Origin of the sequence: Methyloversatilis discipulorum, assembly GCF_000385375.1 — a bacterium.
GTDB classification, from domain to species: domain Bacteria; phylum Pseudomonadota; class Gammaproteobacteria; order Burkholderiales; family Rhodocyclaceae; genus Methyloversatilis; species Methyloversatilis discipulorum_A.
The window spans coordinates 1,546,750-1,562,381 of sequence record NZ_ARVV01000001.1 but is presented as its reverse complement, the minus strand read 5'-3'; the positions used below and the strand labels follow the sequence as shown (position 1 = coordinate 1,562,381).

Annotated in this window: 19 protein-coding genes; 7 read left to right on the top strand and 12 right to left on the bottom strand. The window is 66.5% G+C overall.

All coding sequences use genetic code 11. The features are described from left to right. Positions 1 to 182 precede the first annotated feature (182 nt). The 5 genes from METRZ18153_RS0107435 (at position 183) to METRZ18153_RS0107415 (ending at position 4,692) form a co-directional block, all read left to right on the top strand. Positions 183 to 1,025 carry a flagellin N-terminal helical domain-containing protein gene (locus METRZ18153_RS0107435; RefSeq protein WP_020164129.1) on the top strand — a complete coding sequence of 281 codons (843 nt, stop codon included), beginning with the start codon at positions 183 to 185 and terminating at the stop codon, positions 1,023 to 1,025. Between the two features lie 96 nt (positions 1,026 to 1,121). Further along, positions 1,122 to 2,084 (top strand): hypothetical protein, encoded by a 963-nt coding sequence (locus METRZ18153_RS0107430; protein ID WP_020164128.1) that lies wholly within the window; start codon positions 1,122 to 1,124, stop codon positions 2,082 to 2,084. A gap of 101 nt (positions 2,085 to 2,185) precedes the next feature. Then, complete coding sequence (locus METRZ18153_RS0107425) at positions 2,186 to 3,046, top strand: flagellin N-terminal helical domain-containing protein (protein WP_020164127.1); 861 nt, start codon at positions 2,186 to 2,188, stop codon at positions 3,044 to 3,046. Positions 3,047 to 3,280: 234 nt separating this feature from the next. Beyond that, positions 3,281 to 4,114 carry a flagellin N-terminal helical domain-containing protein gene (locus METRZ18153_RS0107420; protein WP_020164126.1) on the top strand — a complete coding sequence of 278 codons (834 nt, stop codon included), beginning with the start codon at positions 3,281 to 3,283 and terminating at the stop codon, positions 4,112 to 4,114. A 125-nt stretch (positions 4,115 to 4,239) separates the two neighbouring features. Then, the gene (locus METRZ18153_RS0107415; protein WP_020164125.1) at positions 4,240 to 4,692 is read left to right on the top strand and encodes a hypothetical protein; all 453 of its coding nucleotides are present in this window, start codon (positions 4,240 to 4,242) and stop codon (positions 4,690 to 4,692) included. A 9-nt stretch (positions 4,693 to 4,701) separates the two neighbouring features. On the opposite strand, the gene METRZ18153_RS0107410 is transcribed toward METRZ18153_RS0107415, so the two are convergent. The 11 genes from METRZ18153_RS0107410 to METRZ18153_RS0107360 form a co-directional block, all read right to left on the bottom strand. Beyond that, entirely contained in the window at positions 4,702 to 6,789 is a 2,088-nt protein-coding gene (locus tag METRZ18153_RS0107410; RefSeq protein WP_020164124.1) for a flagellar biosynthesis protein FlhA, read from the bottom strand. Next, on the bottom strand, positions 6,786 to 7,928 hold the full coding sequence (gene flhB, locus METRZ18153_RS0107405; protein WP_020164123.1) for a flagellar type III secretion system protein FlhB: 1,143 nt from the start codon (positions 7,926 to 7,928) through the stop codon (positions 6,786 to 6,788). Before flhB ends, METRZ18153_RS0107410 begins: the two co-directional genes overlap by 4 nt. Next, complete coding sequence (fliR, locus tag METRZ18153_RS0107400) at positions 7,921 to 8,703, bottom strand: flagellar biosynthetic protein FliR (protein WP_020164122.1); 783 nt, start codon at positions 8,701 to 8,703, stop codon at positions 7,921 to 7,923. Before fliR ends, flhB begins: the two co-directional genes overlap by 8 nt. A 15-nt stretch (positions 8,704 to 8,718) precedes the next feature. After that, entirely contained in the window at positions 8,719 to 8,991 is a 273-nt protein-coding gene (gene fliQ / locus METRZ18153_RS0107395; protein WP_019918843.1) for a flagellar biosynthesis protein FliQ, read from the bottom strand. 4 nt (positions 8,992 to 8,995) lie between these two features. Then, a complete protein-coding gene (gene fliP / locus METRZ18153_RS0107390) occupies positions 8,996 to 9,769 on the bottom strand; it encodes a flagellar type III secretion system pore protein FliP (RefSeq protein WP_029143614.1) in 774 nt (257 codons plus the stop codon). Then, positions 9,766 to 10,131, bottom strand: a complete 366-nt coding sequence (locus METRZ18153_RS0107385; protein ID WP_020164120.1) for a FliM/FliN family flagellar motor switch protein — start codon at positions 10,129 to 10,131, stop codon at positions 9,766 to 9,768. The genes fliP and METRZ18153_RS0107385 overlap by 4 nt, the downstream gene beginning before the upstream one ends. Before the next feature lie 4 nt (positions 10,132 to 10,135). Next, positions 10,136 to 11,011: a FliM/FliN family flagellar motor C-terminal domain-containing protein gene (locus METRZ18153_RS0107380; protein WP_232415987.1), complete on the bottom strand. Its 876-nt coding sequence runs from the start codon at positions 11,009 to 11,011 to the stop codon at positions 10,136 to 10,138. A gap of 255 nt (positions 11,012 to 11,266) precedes the next feature. Beyond that, positions 11,267 to 11,716 carry a copper chaperone PCu(A)C gene (locus METRZ18153_RS0107375; RefSeq protein ID WP_020164118.1) on the bottom strand — a complete coding sequence of 150 codons (450 nt, stop codon included), beginning with the start codon at positions 11,714 to 11,716 and terminating at the stop codon, positions 11,267 to 11,269. Between the two features lie 84 nt (positions 11,717 to 11,800). Continuing rightward, a complete protein-coding gene (locus METRZ18153_RS20830; RefSeq protein WP_157257215.1) occupies positions 11,801 to 12,169 on the bottom strand; it encodes a DUF2946 family protein in 369 nt (122 codons plus the stop codon). Then, positions 12,166 to 12,708, bottom strand: coding sequence for a transcription elongation factor GreB (gene greB / locus METRZ18153_RS0107365; protein WP_020164116.1), 543 nt, complete (start codon positions 12,706 to 12,708; stop codon positions 12,166 to 12,168). The genes METRZ18153_RS20830 and greB overlap by 4 nt, the downstream gene beginning before the upstream one ends. Before the next feature lie 92 nt (positions 12,709 to 12,800). Further along, positions 12,801 to 13,040 (bottom strand): DUF3567 family protein, encoded by a 240-nt coding sequence (locus METRZ18153_RS0107360; protein ID WP_020164115.1) that lies wholly within the window; start codon positions 13,038 to 13,040, stop codon positions 12,801 to 12,803. 232 nt (positions 13,041 to 13,272) lie between these two features. Between METRZ18153_RS0107360 and METRZ18153_RS0107355 the strand changes: the two genes are divergently transcribed. Then, entirely contained in the window at positions 13,273 to 13,470 is a 198-nt protein-coding gene (locus tag METRZ18153_RS0107355) for a DUF465 domain-containing protein (protein ID WP_019918851.1), read from the top strand. Between the two features lie 57 nt (positions 13,471 to 13,527). Here METRZ18153_RS0107355 and METRZ18153_RS0107350 read toward each other — a convergent pair whose 3' ends face one another. Continuing rightward, positions 13,528 to 14,379, bottom strand: coding sequence for an endonuclease/exonuclease/phosphatase family protein (locus tag METRZ18153_RS0107350; RefSeq protein ID WP_020164114.1), 852 nt, complete (start codon positions 14,377 to 14,379; stop codon positions 13,528 to 13,530). Between the two features lie 60 nt (positions 14,380 to 14,439). On the opposite strand from METRZ18153_RS0107350, the gene METRZ18153_RS0107345 reads away from it, so the two are divergent. Next, positions 14,440 to 15,561: a PQQ-dependent sugar dehydrogenase gene (locus tag METRZ18153_RS0107345; RefSeq protein WP_020164113.1), complete on the top strand. Its 1,122-nt coding sequence runs from the start codon at positions 14,440 to 14,442 to the stop codon at positions 15,559 to 15,561. The last annotated feature ends 71 nt before the right edge of the window (positions 15,562 to 15,632 follow it).

Here is a 15,632-nt window from a genome sequence, read left to right as displayed (position 1 = left end):
TGTTTCTACGAGAAGGGAAAAACTCCCGACAGACAAAGACGTCTGTCATGGGTCACGCCGGGGCGCGTGAGGGGCCCGGAAGATGAATCCGGATTTAAGACCGGCGGGTCAGCGGTCGCCTGTGTCTGGAGACGGCGCAAGACGCCCGATCCTCACCGCCGAACCAGACCAGGAGACCTTCCATGCTGAGCCTGCACACCAACGCCGCCGCCCTGACCGCACAGAATTCGGTGGGTGGTACCCAGAAAGCCCTGTCCACCTCGATGACCCGCCTGGGTACCGGTTTCCGCGTCAATTCCGCGATGGACGACGCCGCCGGCCTGCAGATCGCCACCCGCCTGAGCGCCCAGACCCGTGGCATGGCCGTCGCCCAGCGCAATGCGCAGAACGGCATTTCGATGATGCAGACCGCCGAAGGCGCATTCACCGAAATCACCAACATCCTGCTGCGCATGAAGGATCTGGCGACCGAAGCGCGTAACGGCGCGTCGAACACCGACGACAAGACGGCGATGGACGCCGAATACCAGGAACTGGGTTCCGAACTGGGCAACATCCTGAACAACACCAAGTTCGGCGGCCAGGCCCTGCTCAATGGCGCGGGCTCGCTGCAGGCCGGCGCCATCACCTACCAGATCGGCGCCGCTGCCGCGGAAACGATGTCGGTGGACGTGTCGACCGATCTGGCCGCGCTGGTGACCGACCTGACCACGGCCGCCACGCTCGGCGACATCACGACCGCCGCCACCGCCGCCACCGCCATCGGCGACATCGAGGGCTGGATCAATGATGTCGGCGGCGTGCGTGCCCAGCTCGGCGCCGCGTCGAACCGCCTCGACCACGTCTACAACAACCTGGCCAACATGAAGACCAATACCGAGCAGGCACGCGGTCGCATCATGGATGTCGACTACGCCTCCGAGACCGCCAACATGACCTCCAAGCAGATGCTCATGCAGGCCGGCACCTCGATGCTCAAGCAGAGCTCCAGCATGTCCCAGCTCGTCATGTCGCTGATGCAGTAAGCCTGATGGCCCGCGCGGCCCCGAGGTCCGCGCACCGCAGGACGAGCCAACCGTGCCAGCCGGACGGTTGGCTCTTTCATATCCGGAGCATTCGCCATGACGATAGAGAGGATTCCGCGTCTCGCACTGACACTGCCGTTGCGGCGCCCTCCCGAGCGTCTGCCGTCACCGGCTGACGCCGGTGCCGCCGTCGACACCGCAGACGACGTGGTGGCGTCCCGCCTGCAGGGCTTGGCCCTGCTGGGTCGGCCGCTGGTGGCAGGCGAGCGACTCGCTGTCCGGGTGCTGTCCACCTCGCCGGCGGTCGAACTTCAGGTCGAAGCCGAGACCCCCGGTGTTCCCGCCCGGCCGTCGGCGCCGGCCGATGAACTGTCGGCGGCGATGCAACCCGATCAGCTGCTGCTGCGCCATCTGCGCTGGCGCGCGCCCGGAGCGCTGGATCTCGCCGCCGCACTGCGCACCCGCGCGTTCCGGCAGATCACGACCGAACTGATGCGTGCGGACGCGTCCGCCGCGAGCACGCCCCCGCTGCAAGTCGAGCCGGGCCGCGTCAGCGCCCCCCCGCCGCTGCTCCCGCTGCCCGGCGCGGAGCGCTGGATCTTCCCTGTGCATCTGAGCGACGGCCCGCCGGCCAGACTGTTCATCGGCGACGACGAGGACGCGAAGCATGCCGCCACTGCAGCCGCGTCGGCCGTTCTGCTGATCGAGATCGAACTGCCGGGCAAGGGCCTGGTGCAGGTGCGGCTGCAGATCGCGGCCGGTGTCCATCTGCAGTTCCGCATCGATGGCGACACGGCGGCCGCGCATGTACGCGAAATTCTGCCCGCACTGGCAGCCGCGCTGGTGCTCGCCGGTACCCGTCTCGCATCGTGCCGTTTGCTGCACGCCGCCTCGGGGCGGCTGCATCTCCGGGCCCTCGACATCTCCCGGCCATCGGCACTGCATGCGCACCTGCCGCTGCCGCTGTTCCGCGTCGCCGCCGAAGTACTGCTCGCGCTGACCACGCCGCAGAGGGACCGCAGCAGTGTCGCGGTAACAAAATGGATGTCACCGATTTAAGGTTGGCCGCGTCGGCGTCGCCCTCTCCGGATGAGGACATCGAAAACGCGCACGCCGTGGCGTCGATGCCCTGAAGCCAGAACCCCTATCCGGAGATTCCCATGCTGAGCCTGCACACCAACGCCGCCGCCCTGACCGCACAGAATTCGGTGGGCGGTACCCAGAAAGCCCTGTCGACGTCGATGACCCGTCTGGGTACCGGTTTCCGCGTCAATTCCGCGATGGACGACGCCGCCGGCCTGCAGATCGCCACCCGCCTGAACGCGCAGACGCGCGGCATGGCGGTGGCCCAGCGCAACACGCAGAACGGCATTTCGATGATGCAGACCGCCGAAGGCGCGTTCACCGAAGTCACCAACATCCTGCTGCGCATGAAGGACCTGGCGACCGAAGCGGCCAACGGCGCGTCGAACACCAACGACAAGACCGCGATGAACGCCGAGTACCAGCAGCTCGCGGCGGAAATCGGCAACATCATGACGAATACCAAGTTCGGCGGTCAGGCGCTGCTCAAGGGCGCAGGTTCGCTGGGCGCCGCCACCACCACCTTCCAGATCGGCGCTGCCGCCGCGGAAACGATGACGGTGGACGTGGTGACCAAGCTGACCAACCTGGACGCCGCCTTCGCCACCGGCGCCGGCAACGCCACCGCCACCTCGCTCGGTGAAATCCTGACCTCGGCCAACGCGACGGCCGCGATCGGTCAGCTCGAGTCGCGCATCAACGAAGTGGGCTCGGTGCGCGCCGACCTCGGTGCGGCGTCGAACCGCCTCGACCACGTCTACAACAACCTGTCCAACATGAAGACCAATACCGAACAGGCACGCGGTCGCATCATGGATGTCGACTACGCCTCCGAGACCGCCAACATGACCTCCAAGCAGATGCTCATGCAGGCCGGCACCTCGATGCTCAAGCAGAGCTCCAGCATGTCTCAGCTCGTCATGTCGCTGATGCAGTAACCCTCCCCCCCGCGGCACGCGCCCTCCGGGGGCCGTGTGCAGCAGGCTAAGCCAGTCGCGCCTGTCGGTGTGGCTGGCTCTTTTTTTTTGCATGTCGCCAGCGTGTCGTGAAACGGACATGGCAGCCATTTAAGTTATCCGCCTTCCGCGTCGCCTTTTCCTGATGAGGCCAACGAGGCGGCGAACATGCCGGTACCGGTGGCCGATCCCCGCCCCTCGACCCGGAGACCATTCATGCTCAGCCTTCATACCAACGCCGCAGCCTTGACCGCACAGAACTCGGTGGGCGGCACCCAGAAAGCCCTGTCAACCTCGATGACCCGCCTGGGCACCGGCTTCCGCGTCAATTCCGCGATGGACGACGCCGCCGGCCTGCAGATCGCCACCCGCCTGAGTGCGCAGACGCGCGGCATGGCGGTGGCCCAGCGCAACACCCAGAACGGCATCTCGATGATGCAGACCGCCGAAGGCGCATTCACCGAAATCACCAACATCGTGCTGCGTATGAAGGACCTGGCGACCGAAGCGTCGAACGGTGCATCGAACGCCAGCGACAAGACGGCGATGAAGGCGGAATACGACCAGCTCGGTCTCGAACTGACCAACATCATGACCAACACGAAGTTCGGCGGCCAGGCCCTGCTGACCGGCGGCACGCTGGCCACGGCCGGCGGCGTGACCTTCCAGATCGGCGCCGACGCCGCGGAAACCATGGTGGTCGACACCTCGGCCAACTTCACGACGCTGACCACCGCGGTCACCGCACTCAACGCCGGTGACATTTCGACCGCCGCCAACGCCGCGATCACGCTGGCCGAGACGACGATCACCGCGGTCGGCACGCTGCGCTCGCAGATCGGCGCCGCGTCGAACCGCCTCGACCACGTCTACAACAACCTGGCCAACATGAAGACCAATACCGAACAGGCGCGCGGTCGCATCATGGATGTAGACTACGCATCCGAAACCGCCAACATGACCTCGAAGCAGATGCTCATGCAAGCGGGCACCTCCATGCTCAAGCAGAGCTCCAGCATGTCTCAGCTCGTCATGTCGCTGATGCAGTAACACCGCGACTGCCAACGCTCCGGCGTCCGGCAACTCCCGTTCCGCGTCCGCCCGCCCCGGTCTCACCGGCGCGGGCGTTCGCCGTGGCGCCGGCAGCGCACTACCCAACCGGAAGGATGAACCATATGAGGAACCGCTGCGAATCCGCGATCTGCGATTCACACGCCGAAGCAACGATAGATGCGATCTGGCACCTCATCGGCGATGGCCAGCGCTACGCCACGCACGGCGTGTCCGACATCGATTTCGAAATCCTGCACGAGACGGACCGTCCATACGTGCGCATCGTGCCGCAGGACATCCGCATTGCGCGTGCCGCCTTCGTGGTGGCGCTGCAGTTCCTGATCGAGAACGGGCACGACCGCCTGTCGCCCTGCGAGGTCGTGTCCGACGACGATCTGCGGCGCACCGGCCTGCTGTGCCGAGCGACGCGCGACGCCAACGGTGGCGTGCGCTGCATCGACTACATACTGCCCATCCTGGCGCGACAGCGCATCGTGGCGACCGAACTCACAGTCTGCCGCATCGCCTGGCTCACCCACGCCTTCCTGCACGCGCGCGGCGGCAGGCTCTGCTGAGCGCCTCGCTCAGCCCAGTGTGCCGACGACGCTGACGTCGCGCTGTTCCGGCACTTCGTTGTACGACAGTACCTGCAGTCCCGGCGCGAACAGCCTCGCGTAGCGCGCGAGCAGCGGACGGATCTGCGGCATCACCAGCAGCAGCGGCGTGCCGCCCTGCTGTTTCATCTGGTCGCGCGCCAGCGGCATGTGGGTCTGCAGCTGCGCCAGCAGGTTGGGGTCGATCGGATAGTTGTCCAGCGCCGCCTTGCCGCTCTGACGCGCCTGATTCAGCGAACCCAGCAGCATGTTCTCCAGTTCGCTGCCCAGATTGAACACCTTCATCTCGTTCAGCGGTCCGACCAGCGTACCGACAATCTGGCGACGCAGCGCGCAGCGCACCTCGGCCGCCAGCAGGATGGGGTCCTTCGTCACTTCGGCGTTCTCGACCAGCGTGGTAGCGATAGGCACGATGTCCTTCAGCGACACGTTCTCGGCCAGCAGCACACGGAACACGCGCAGCAGCTGGGTGTGCGTCATCGCCTTGTCCAGCGCCGCCGACAGCTTGGGCGTCAGCGCGCTGAGGCGTTCCAGCAGCGCCGGCACGTCCTCGTGACCGAACAGTTCCGCCAGATGCTCGCGCGCCAGCTTGGACAGGTGGGTGGTAATGACCGACGCGCACTCGACCACTTGATAGCCGAGGCCGAGCGCGTGCGCCTTGTCCTCCGGCGCGATCCACGTAACCGGCATGCCATAGGCCGGCTCTATGCCCGGAATGCCGTCCAGCGTGCCGTAGGTTTTCGGCGACGGAATGGCCATCAGCCGGTCGGCGAATACTTCCGCCTGGGCGATCACCGCGCCGCTGAGCAGCACCGAATACTGCGAAGGCTTCAGCGAAAGATCGTCGCGCACGCCGATCGGCGGCAGCAGGAAGCCCATGGTTTCGCTCAGGCTCTGGCGCACGCCCTTGATGCGCCGTGTCAGCGGCGCGCCCTGCGCTGCGTCGATCAAGCCGACCAGCTTGTAGCCAAGCATGATGGTGACCGGCTCGACCACGGGCAGATCGCTCCAGTCGAGTTCGGGCGCACGGCTGTTGATCAGTGCACTCTCGACCTCACCCAGATCGCTCTGCGCCGGTCGCTCGGCCATCCCCGACAGGCGCCAGCCGACGAAGCCGAGCACGCTGGCGAACAGCGCGAACATCAGCGTCGGCATGCCCGGAATGGCGGCCAGCACCGCCATCATCGCCGCCGCGCCGTACATGACCGTCGGCGAGGTCAGCAGCTGGGCACTGATCTGCTGTTCGAAGTCGCCGGAATCGCTGATGCGGGTGACGATGATGGCGGCCGCGGCCGACAGCAGCAGCGCCGGGATCTGCGCCACCAGACCGTCACCGATGGTGAGCAGCGCGTACTGGCGGAAGGCGTCGCCAAGGCTCAGGTCGTACATCAGCGCGCCGATGATGACGCCGCCCACCATATTGATCAGCAGGATGAGGATGCTGGCGATGGCGTCGCCGCGCACGAACTTCGACGCGCCGTCCATGGCGCCGTAGAAGTCGGCCTCCATCGCTACGTCGCGACGGCGTGCCTGGGCCTTCTCCTGGTTGATCAGGCCGGCGTTCAGATCGGCGTCGATGGCCATCTGCTTGCCCGGCAGCGCATCCAGCGTGAAGCGGGCCGACACCTCGGAAATGCGCTCCGCACCCTTGGTCACGACGACGAAGTTGATGATCATCAGGATGACGAACACCACCAGACCGACCACGAAGTTGCCGCCGATCACCACGTTGCCGAAGGACTCGATCACCTGGCCGGCGGCGTGCGTGCCTTCGTGGCCGTGCAGCAGCACCACCCGCGTGGACGCGACGTTCAGCGTCAGCCGCATCAGCGTGGTGGCGAGGATGATGGTCGGAAAGACCGAGAAATCGAGCGGCCGTCTGGCCGACACGCTGACCAGGATGACGATCAGCGCCAGCACGATGTTGAACGTGAACAGCACGTCGAGCAGCACCGGCGGCAGCGGCAGTATCACCATCGCCAGTATCAGCAGCAGGAACACCGGTGTGGCGACGCGGTGCCGGCGCATTTCGTCGACCAGGCGGTTCAGGAAGTTCATGCGGGCATCACCTCGCTCAGATGTTTCGGAATGACCAGGTCGGTCGGCAGGCGCGGCTCGCCCCGACGCTGCCCGCGGCGGAAGGCCTTGAGCTGCAGCACGTAGGTGAGCACCTGCGCCACCGCGCGATACAGCGGCAGCGGAATCTGCTGGTTGACCTGGCTGGTGTTGTAGATCGCGCGTGCAAGCGGCGGCAGTTCGACCGTCTCGACGCTGTGTTCGGCGGCGATGGCGCGGATGTAGAGCGCCATTTCGTCCACGCCCTTGGCGATGACGAAAGGTGCCTGCGCACGGCGCTCGTCATACTTCAGCGCGACCGCGTAATGCTCCGGGTTGACGATGACGACGTCGGCCCCCGGCACCGCCTTGCGCACGCCGCGCCGCGCCATCTGGCGCTGCAACTGCCTGATGCGCTGTTTCACCTCGGGTCGCCCTTCGCTCGACTTGTGCTCCTCCTTCACCTCCTGCTTGGTCATGCGCAGATTGCGCAGGAAGAAGAAGGCCTGGGCCGGCACGTCGACCAGCGCGAACACGACGAACACGGCGCACAGCGCCATGATGCTGTCCAGCATCAGGCCGGCGCCGGCAACCAGCGCGCGGTCCAGCGGCAGCGACTGCAGCATCAGGAAGTCGGTGACGCCGCGGCTGCAGACGTACCACAGCACGCAGCACAGCGCGGTCGCCTTCAGCATCGAGGTCGCCACCTCGAACAGGTGCTTGGGCGACACCAGGCGACCCAGATTCTTGATCGGGCTCAGGCGTTCCAGCTTGGGCTGCCAGTGCTCGACGTTGAGCACCCAGCCACCGGGCAGCATCGACGCGACCAGGATGGCCAGCGGTACCGCACACAGCGGCAGCAGCATCTTCAGCAGCAGCGTCGAGGCGGCGGCGAAGCGCGCCGACCATGCGTTGTCCAGCGCGCCGTCGCCGTCCAGCGGCACGAAGCCGAGTGCGAACAGCGCGCGGAAGTCGTCGAGCAGCGACGGCATCATCAGCACGATGAGCTTGAGGCTCACCAGGATGCCAACCGCCGTCGCCAGATCGCGCGAGCGGACGACCTGCCCCTTCTCGCGCGTCTTCCTGAGCTTCTGCTGCGAGGGCTTTTCGGACTTGTCGCCGCTGCCGGATTCGTCAGCCATGCGACGCCGCCCTCATCTGCTGCTGCAGCATGTCGAGCACCTGCCCGCACATGCGCAGATAGTGCTGCGGCACCACGCGCGCGACATGGCCCAGCATGAACAGCCCGAATACGGTCACCAGAGAGAAGCCGAGCGAGAACAGGTTCAGCGACGGCGCCACGCGGTTCAGGAAGCCGAAGCCGATCTGCACCACCATGGTCGCGAACACCATGGGCACCGCGAGCAGCAGCGCCGCCGAGAACACCCAGGCCACGTTGAGCGCGATCGCCTGCAGTGTGGACAGCGGAATGCCGCCGCCCACAGGCCAGGCACCGAAGCTGGCGCCGATGACGCCGGCCAGCAGCAGGTGGCCGTCGACGGCGAAGAACACCAGCGCGCACAGGGTCGCCAGCAGGCTCGATACGACGTCGGACGAAGCGCCGTTGAGCGGATCGTTCATCAGCGCCATCGACAGGCCGATCTGCGACGACACCAGGAAACCGAGCACCATGATGACGGCCATCGCGAGGTGGAAAGCCAGCCCCATCACGAAGCCGATCAGCACCTCCTGCACCGTGGTGACGACGCCGTTCAGCGAGAACGGGTCGATCTGCGCGCCGTCCTGCACCAGCGGCAGCATGACCACCGCCAGCACCAGCGACAGCAGGATGCGCACCGGCATCGGCAGCGTGGTCTCGCCGATCAGCGGCGCCGCGCTGAACATCGCGAGGATGCGGCAGAACGGCCACCACAGCGAGTGCAGCAGCGGCAGCATCTGGTTGAACAGCGGCTCCACCTGGTCCCCGCCCGTTCAGCCGACCAGCGCCGATGCCCGCTGGAACACCGACACGCAGAAGTCCATCAGGTAGCCGGTCATCCAGCGTCCGGCGAAGATGATGGCAAGCAGCGTGACCAGCAGTCGGGGCAGGAAGCTCAGCGTCTGTTCGTTGATCTGCGTTGCCGCCTGGAACAGCGCGACGATGAGGCCCATCACGAGGCCGGGGCCGACCAGCAGCAGCACCAGCACCATGGTGATGTGCAGGCTCTCGCTGACCAGATCGACGGCGATGTCGGGCGTCAGCATCGCGTCAGACCTGGATGCTGGTGACCAGCGTGTTGACGGTGAGCGTCCAGCCGTCGACCAGCACGAACAGCAGCAGCTTCAGTGGCAGCGAAATCACCAGCGGCGACAGCATCATCATGCCCATGGCCATCAGCACCGAGGACACGACGAGGTCTATCACCAGGAAGGGGATGAACAGCATGCAGCCGATCTGGAAGGCGGTCTTCAGCTCGCTCAGCACGAAGGCGGCCAGACGCACCAGGAAGGGATGGTCCATCGGCTGCGCGACCGGCCCGGAGCCGGACAGGCGGGCGATCTGTTCGAGCGCGGCCTTTCCGGTCTGCGCCATCATGAAACGCGACACCGGCGCCTCGGCGATCTTCAGCGCCTGTTCGAGACTGATGCTGTCGCGGTCGTAGGGCACGAAGGCCTCGGCCCATATCTGTTCGCCGATCGGGCGCATCACCAGCAGCGTCAGGATGAGCGCGATGCCGGTGACGATGCGGTTGGGCAGGCCCTGCTGCAGTCCCAGCGCCTGGCGAAGCAGCGACAGCACGATGACGAAGCGGGTGAAGCTGGTCATCATCATCACCATGACGGGCAGCAACCCGAGCATGGTCATGATGATGAGTATCTGCGTCTTCACCGAAAACTCGGTGGTGGCGCCGCGGGTGGTCGATTCGAGCAGCGGTATCTCGGCCGCGCCGGCCGACGCACAGACGACGACCGCGGCCACGGCCGGCAGCAGCCTGCCTGCGCGGCGCGCCCACGGCCCTCCGCACGACGATCGGTAGGTCATTGCGCCAGGCTGTCCAGATCGAGACCGTCGAGGTCGACCACGCGCAGGCCGTGGTTGTCGCCGACCAGCACCACCTCGGCGTGACCGATGGGCGTGCCATTGACCTTGATCACCAGCGGCTGGCCGGCCAGCGAGTCCAGTTCGAGCACGCTCGACGGTTCGATGTCCATCAGGTCCTGCAGCGATACGCGCGCGGAACCGACTTCCAGCGTCAGCGTGACCGGTATGCGCCGCATCATCTGCGGAATGTTCCGTCGCGGCGCAGCCGGTGTGACCGGCGCTTCGTTGCCGAGCAGCGCGAGGTCGTCGCCTGCCTCGTCCAGTCCGTCCAGCAGTGCGTCGATTCCGGAAGTGTTGTCCATGGCATCAGTCCATATCGTTGAATGAGGTGAGGCAGAGCTTGCCCTTGTGCTCGGCGACAGCTGCCGTAAAGAGGCGCGAGTCGTCGACCAGTACGTCGGCTTCGCCGACGAAGACCGGAATGACGTCGCCCACACGCAGGTCGAACAGTTCGCCGAGCTGGATTTCCTTGCTCAGCAGGCGACCGGTGAGCGTCATCTGGAGACGGTTGGCGAAGGGCGTGTCGGCGCGCGTCGCGTCCTTCCTGTCGGCAGGCGGCGCGAGACCGCGCAGCAAGCTGTCCATGCAGGCGTCGTCGAGCACGAACCACATGTGGCAGTCCTCGCCGAGCAAGGGATCGGCAACCGTGCAGGTCAAGGTCCATGCGCCCGGTGCGGGCGGTGCGGCGGGCGTCACGACAAATGCCGGCGGTGCGACGACATCGAGCGCTCGTTCCGGATCGCCGGCCGCGATGCGCGCAGCCACCACGGTGATCAGTTCCTCGCCAAGGCCAGCGGCGACGCGTTCCTCGGTCGCCGTCTCGCGACCCGCGACCTCGGGGATTGCGGGCGCCGACGCGCCATCGCGTCCGAACAGACCGAAGCGATAGCCCAGCAAGGTCAGCACCAGCGGTCGCTCGGCGGCGAAAAGGATGCGGCCGGCCGGGCCTGCATAGGCGGCCCAGCGGATCGGCTTTCCCGGCTGTGCGGCCTGATCGAAGCTCAGCGCACGCAGATCGAAGCCGGCGCGGTAGCGACGGTTGATGCCGCTACGGAGCGCTTCGGCCAGATCCTTGGTCAGCCGGTCGGCGAAGGCATCCAGTCGATGCACCGGCCGGCCGAGTGTGCTCACGTCCAGCACCCTGGAAACCGCCGGATCGCCCATTCTGGAATTCGAATTCATGACAGTTTTGTGTGAGTTGTATTGCGAAAGTCCGGCCCGACAAGGCTGTCAGCGTCCACCTGCTGCGAAGGATTACGAACCCTGAGGACAAAACTTTAGGCGTACGGTTAATTAACTTTATCTGTACAGTTGAACAGACGCAGATGCGGGAGGAAATCCCGGAGACGAGGGGGTGCAGCGGCGAGAACGGAGGACAGCTGAGGCGGGACTGCCGGCGCCCTGATGGCGCCGGCAGCGAGTGCGGAGGGGGCTTGCTCAGTGGTGATCGTGCGAGGCGGCGGCGCCGAGCGGACGCACCGGGGCGCTGATTTCCACGGTCTCACGCTGACCGTCGGCCGTTTCGACGGTCAGGCTCAGCGGCACGGTCTGCCCGTCCACCAGCGGCGCACGCAGGTCCATCAGCATCAGGTGGAAACCGCCCGGCTTGAGTTCGACCGCTTTACCGGCCGGCAGATCGATCGCAGGAATGGCGCGCATGCGCATCACGTTGTTGTTCATCGACATTTCGTGGATTTCGGCAACGCCGGCCACCGGCGAGCGGACGCCGACGAGGCGCGCCGCTTTCGGCGCGGTGATGTGCATGAAGGCGCCGGTGGCCTTCTGTTCGGCCACGGTCGCTCGTACCCACGCGTCCTTGACGGTGACGCCGGCCAGGGCGGCACTGCAGGCGATGGAAAGCAGGGAGGCGGTCAGGATGGATTTCATTTCTGTACTCCGGAAAAGGCGGAACGATGACGCGAGAGGCACCGGAATGACCGGCTGACGCGTCACGAGGATTCGATGTGCGGATCAGGCCCGCTGGGCCAGACACCCGGGCGGCGCCCTCGGCTCCGGCCGCATGCCGCAGGCATCGCTGCGGCGCTCCCCCGCCGGAGGCGGATTCGCCTGCCCGTCCGCGAACGCCACAGTCGGCGTCGCAAAGCGGATGACCGGCAGGGCATCGCCAAGCGGGCAGCACCAATGGCAATGCGCGCCTGCGTGCTGGAGCGGCGCCGGCACTCCGTCGTCGCCCGGGCGGGCAACGCTGCAGACATCGGCGGCCAGCGCCACACCTGCGCTGCGCGCAAGCAGTTGCGCCAGCACCGGCGCCGCCGGCAGCGCAAGCAATGCCGCCAGCAACAGGCGCGCAACGAGCCGGACGTGCGGAACTGCACTCACTCGTAGCGCACCTCGGTCACCTCGATCTCGCGCAGTCCGGCCGGGCTCTGGAAGCGCACGGTGTCGCCCTCGCGCGCCTTGAGCAGCGCGCGGGCGAGCGGCGATATCCACGAAATGCGACCGTCGGATGCATTGGCTTCGTCGACGCCGACGATCTGCACGGTGTGCGGGCCGTCCTCGTCCTCGTAATCGACGGTGGCGCCGAAGAACACCTGTTCCGGGTTCTGCTGTTCCCTGGGGTCGACCACGGTGGCCGACTCGAGCCGCTTGATCAGGAAACGGATGCGGCGATCGATCTCGCGCAGCCGCTTCTTGCCGTAGATGTAGTCGCCGTTCTCGGAGCGGTCGCCGTTAGAGGCGGCCCAGGCGACAGTTTCGACGATGCGTGGGCGCTCGCTGCGCACCAGTTCGTCGAGTTCGGCCCGCAGACGGCCGTAGCCGGCGAGCGTCATGTAGTTCTTGCTGCCCGGTGGCAGCGCACTGACCGATTCGGGATCGTCCTCTTCGGTGTCGGTTTCCTTGGTGAAGGCCTTGCTCATCGGAATGCGGATGCTGCGTGCAGGTTCTGCGGACACGCATCTTACCGAAGCGGCCGCCTGCGGCGAAACACCGCGGGCGGCCGGTGGTTGCGTCAGTGGTAGATCGCCGGCTGCGTCAGCAGCGCCTCCCACGGCCCCATGAAGGCATCGAACTCTTCCGGCCCGACCTCTTCGTCGTGATCGACCAGTTCCTTCAGTTCCTCACGGAAACGGCGTGCTGCGTCGTCGCGGATCAGGGCGCCACGACCGATGCGCTTGTCGATCACCTCGACGGCTTCCAGACCTGCGTACTCGACCACATAGACCAGCGGATTGTTGAACATGATGTGCATGATGGTTCTCCTTGGCTGGTGCGGCTGTACAACACGCAACGGCAGAATGCCCGCCGCAGCTTCCTGCACCGCGTCCCTGCAGTACAGATGGGGCACACCCGCCGCCTTTCAAGTGAACTAACGGCCGGGTACTGCTTTGCTGAAGGGCGCTTGCGCCCCCGCTGTGTGACACCTAACATCCGGGCCTGTCCCCGAAACGGAGTAGGCGCCGCCGCCCGGCAGTGCGCCAGGCATGGAAGAACAGGAACTGCGCGCCACGCTGGACGCGCTTCGCGCCGAACACCGTGACCTTGATCAGGCCATCGCCGACCTGCATGACGTGCAGTCGCGCGACGAACTGCTGCTGCGACGGCTGAAGAAACGAAAACTATTGTTGCGCGATCGCATCGCCACGATAGAGCGTCTGCTCGATCCCGACGACATCGCCTGACCGCAGCCGCACGCCTTGACGATCCTTCCGCAACTGTCCTGATCTGATGACTGCGCTTCAGTCGCGCAGTTCCACCCGCAGGGGCTGATGATCCGAGGCGTCCGTGCAGGCGTTCACATCGATGCCGATCACGCGCGGCAGCAATGCCGGCGTCGCCAGAGCGAAATCGCAGCAGTAAGGATGATCGGGCCAGTCGGCACCATGCAGGCCGACGGTGTGCGCGTGCGGCCGGTTGCCATGGCAGTGCGTCCACAGATCGATCCAGTCGGCGCCCGCTTCGTCGGCCGGCGCAGTCAGCCGCGCGTGTTCCGCACAGTGCGGCTCGCAGTTGAAATCACCGCACAGCAGCGCCGCCGCGGGCCGCGGCGGCGGCAGGAAAGCCGGGTTCGTGTCCTTGCTCCGCGGTGGCGCGCGCAGGTGGGCCAGCGCCTCGGCGGACAGTGCACGCAGGGCCTCCACCTGCGCCATGCGCTGGATTGCCGAGTAGTACTCAAGATGCGTGTTCAGCACGCGCAGCGGTCCGCTCGGGGTCGCGACGGTCACTTCCGCCACCGCGCGCTGCATGCCGGGTACGCTGTCGTCGGCCGGCCACGGCAGCAGACGGCGCCAGACAGCGAGCACCGGCAGGCGCGACAGCGTCAGGTTGCCGAACTGCAGGCGCCGGCCATCGTCGCCGAGGCGGTCGCTGCCCGGCGCAAAGACCGCGGTAAAGTCCGGAAACAGCGCGCGGAACTGCTTCACCTGGTCCTCGCCCTGCATTCCGGGCAAGGTGTCGAAACCGACCGCCACCTCCTGCAGGCAGATCACGTCGGCGTCGCCCCAGGCACGCACGATGTCGGCGATACGCCCGGTGCTGACGCGGCCGTCGCAGCCGCGCGCCCACTGGATGTTCCAGCTGACCAGCTTCATGTTCGCTCCACTGCGGAACACCGGCGCCGCAGGCCGGTCGATTCCGCATCTGATGACGGGATGACCACCATGATACGAAGCCTCCTGCTCGCCGGCGCGCTTTCGCTCGGCTCCGCCCTCGCCCACGCCGAAACCGCGCTGGAAAAGCTGCGCGTGCCGCCCGGATTCACGATAGAGCTGTGGGCACAGGTCGACAATCCGCGTGCGATGACGCTGGGCGCGCCCGGCCGGCTGTACGTCGGCTCGCGCGCCGGCCATGTCAGCGCCGTCGCTTTCGACCCGGCGACGATGAAGGCCGGCAAGGCGGTCAGGATTGCCAGCCAGCTGAACATGCCGGTCGGCGTCGCCTGGCACAAGGGTGACCTGTACGTATCCTCGCTGGACCGCATCGTCAAACTGCCGGCCATCGACGACAAGCTGGCCGCGCCGCCCAAGCCGGTGCTGGTCAGCGACCGCTTCCCGAAGGAAAGCGCGCACGGCTGGAAGTTCATCGCCTTCGGTCCGGACGGCAGGCTCTACGTGCCGGTCGGCGCACCGTGCAACATCTGCGACCGCGACAAGGACGGCTTTGCCAACATCATGCGCATGAATGCGGATGGCAGCGGACTGGAAATCTACGCGCGCGGCGTGCGCAACACCGTAGGTTTCGACTGGCATCCGAAGACCGGCGAGCTGTGGTTCACCGACAACGGCCGCGACTGGATGGGCGACGACACGCCGCCCTGCGAGCTGAACCGCGTCAGCAAGGCCGGCCAGCACTTCGGTTACCCCTACTGTCACGGCGGCAACATCGCCGATCCGGAATTCGGCAAGGGCCGGTCCTGCGCCGACTACACGCCGCCGGTGCTGCGGCTCGGCGCCCACGTGGCGCCGCTGGGCATGCGCTTCTACACCGGATCGCAGTTCCCGGACGAGTATCGCGGCGCGGTGTTCATCGCCGAACACGGTTCGTGGAACCGCAGCGTGCGCGACGGCTACCGCGTCATGGTGGCGCGGCTCGACGGCGATACGGTCACCAGCTACACCCCCTTCGTCGAAGGCTTCCTCGGCCGCAACGGCGCGGTGTCCGGCCGGCCGGCCGACGTGCTGGTACTGCCCGACGGTTCCCTGCTGGTGTCCGACGACGCCGCGGACGCGATCTACCGCGTGCGCTGGAACGGCACCCGGCACGCCATGCACTGACGCGGTCTCCGCCCGCCATTCACGCTTTCCTTGACCGGCGCGATTGACAGCACGCGCCGGTCGGCGTTGAC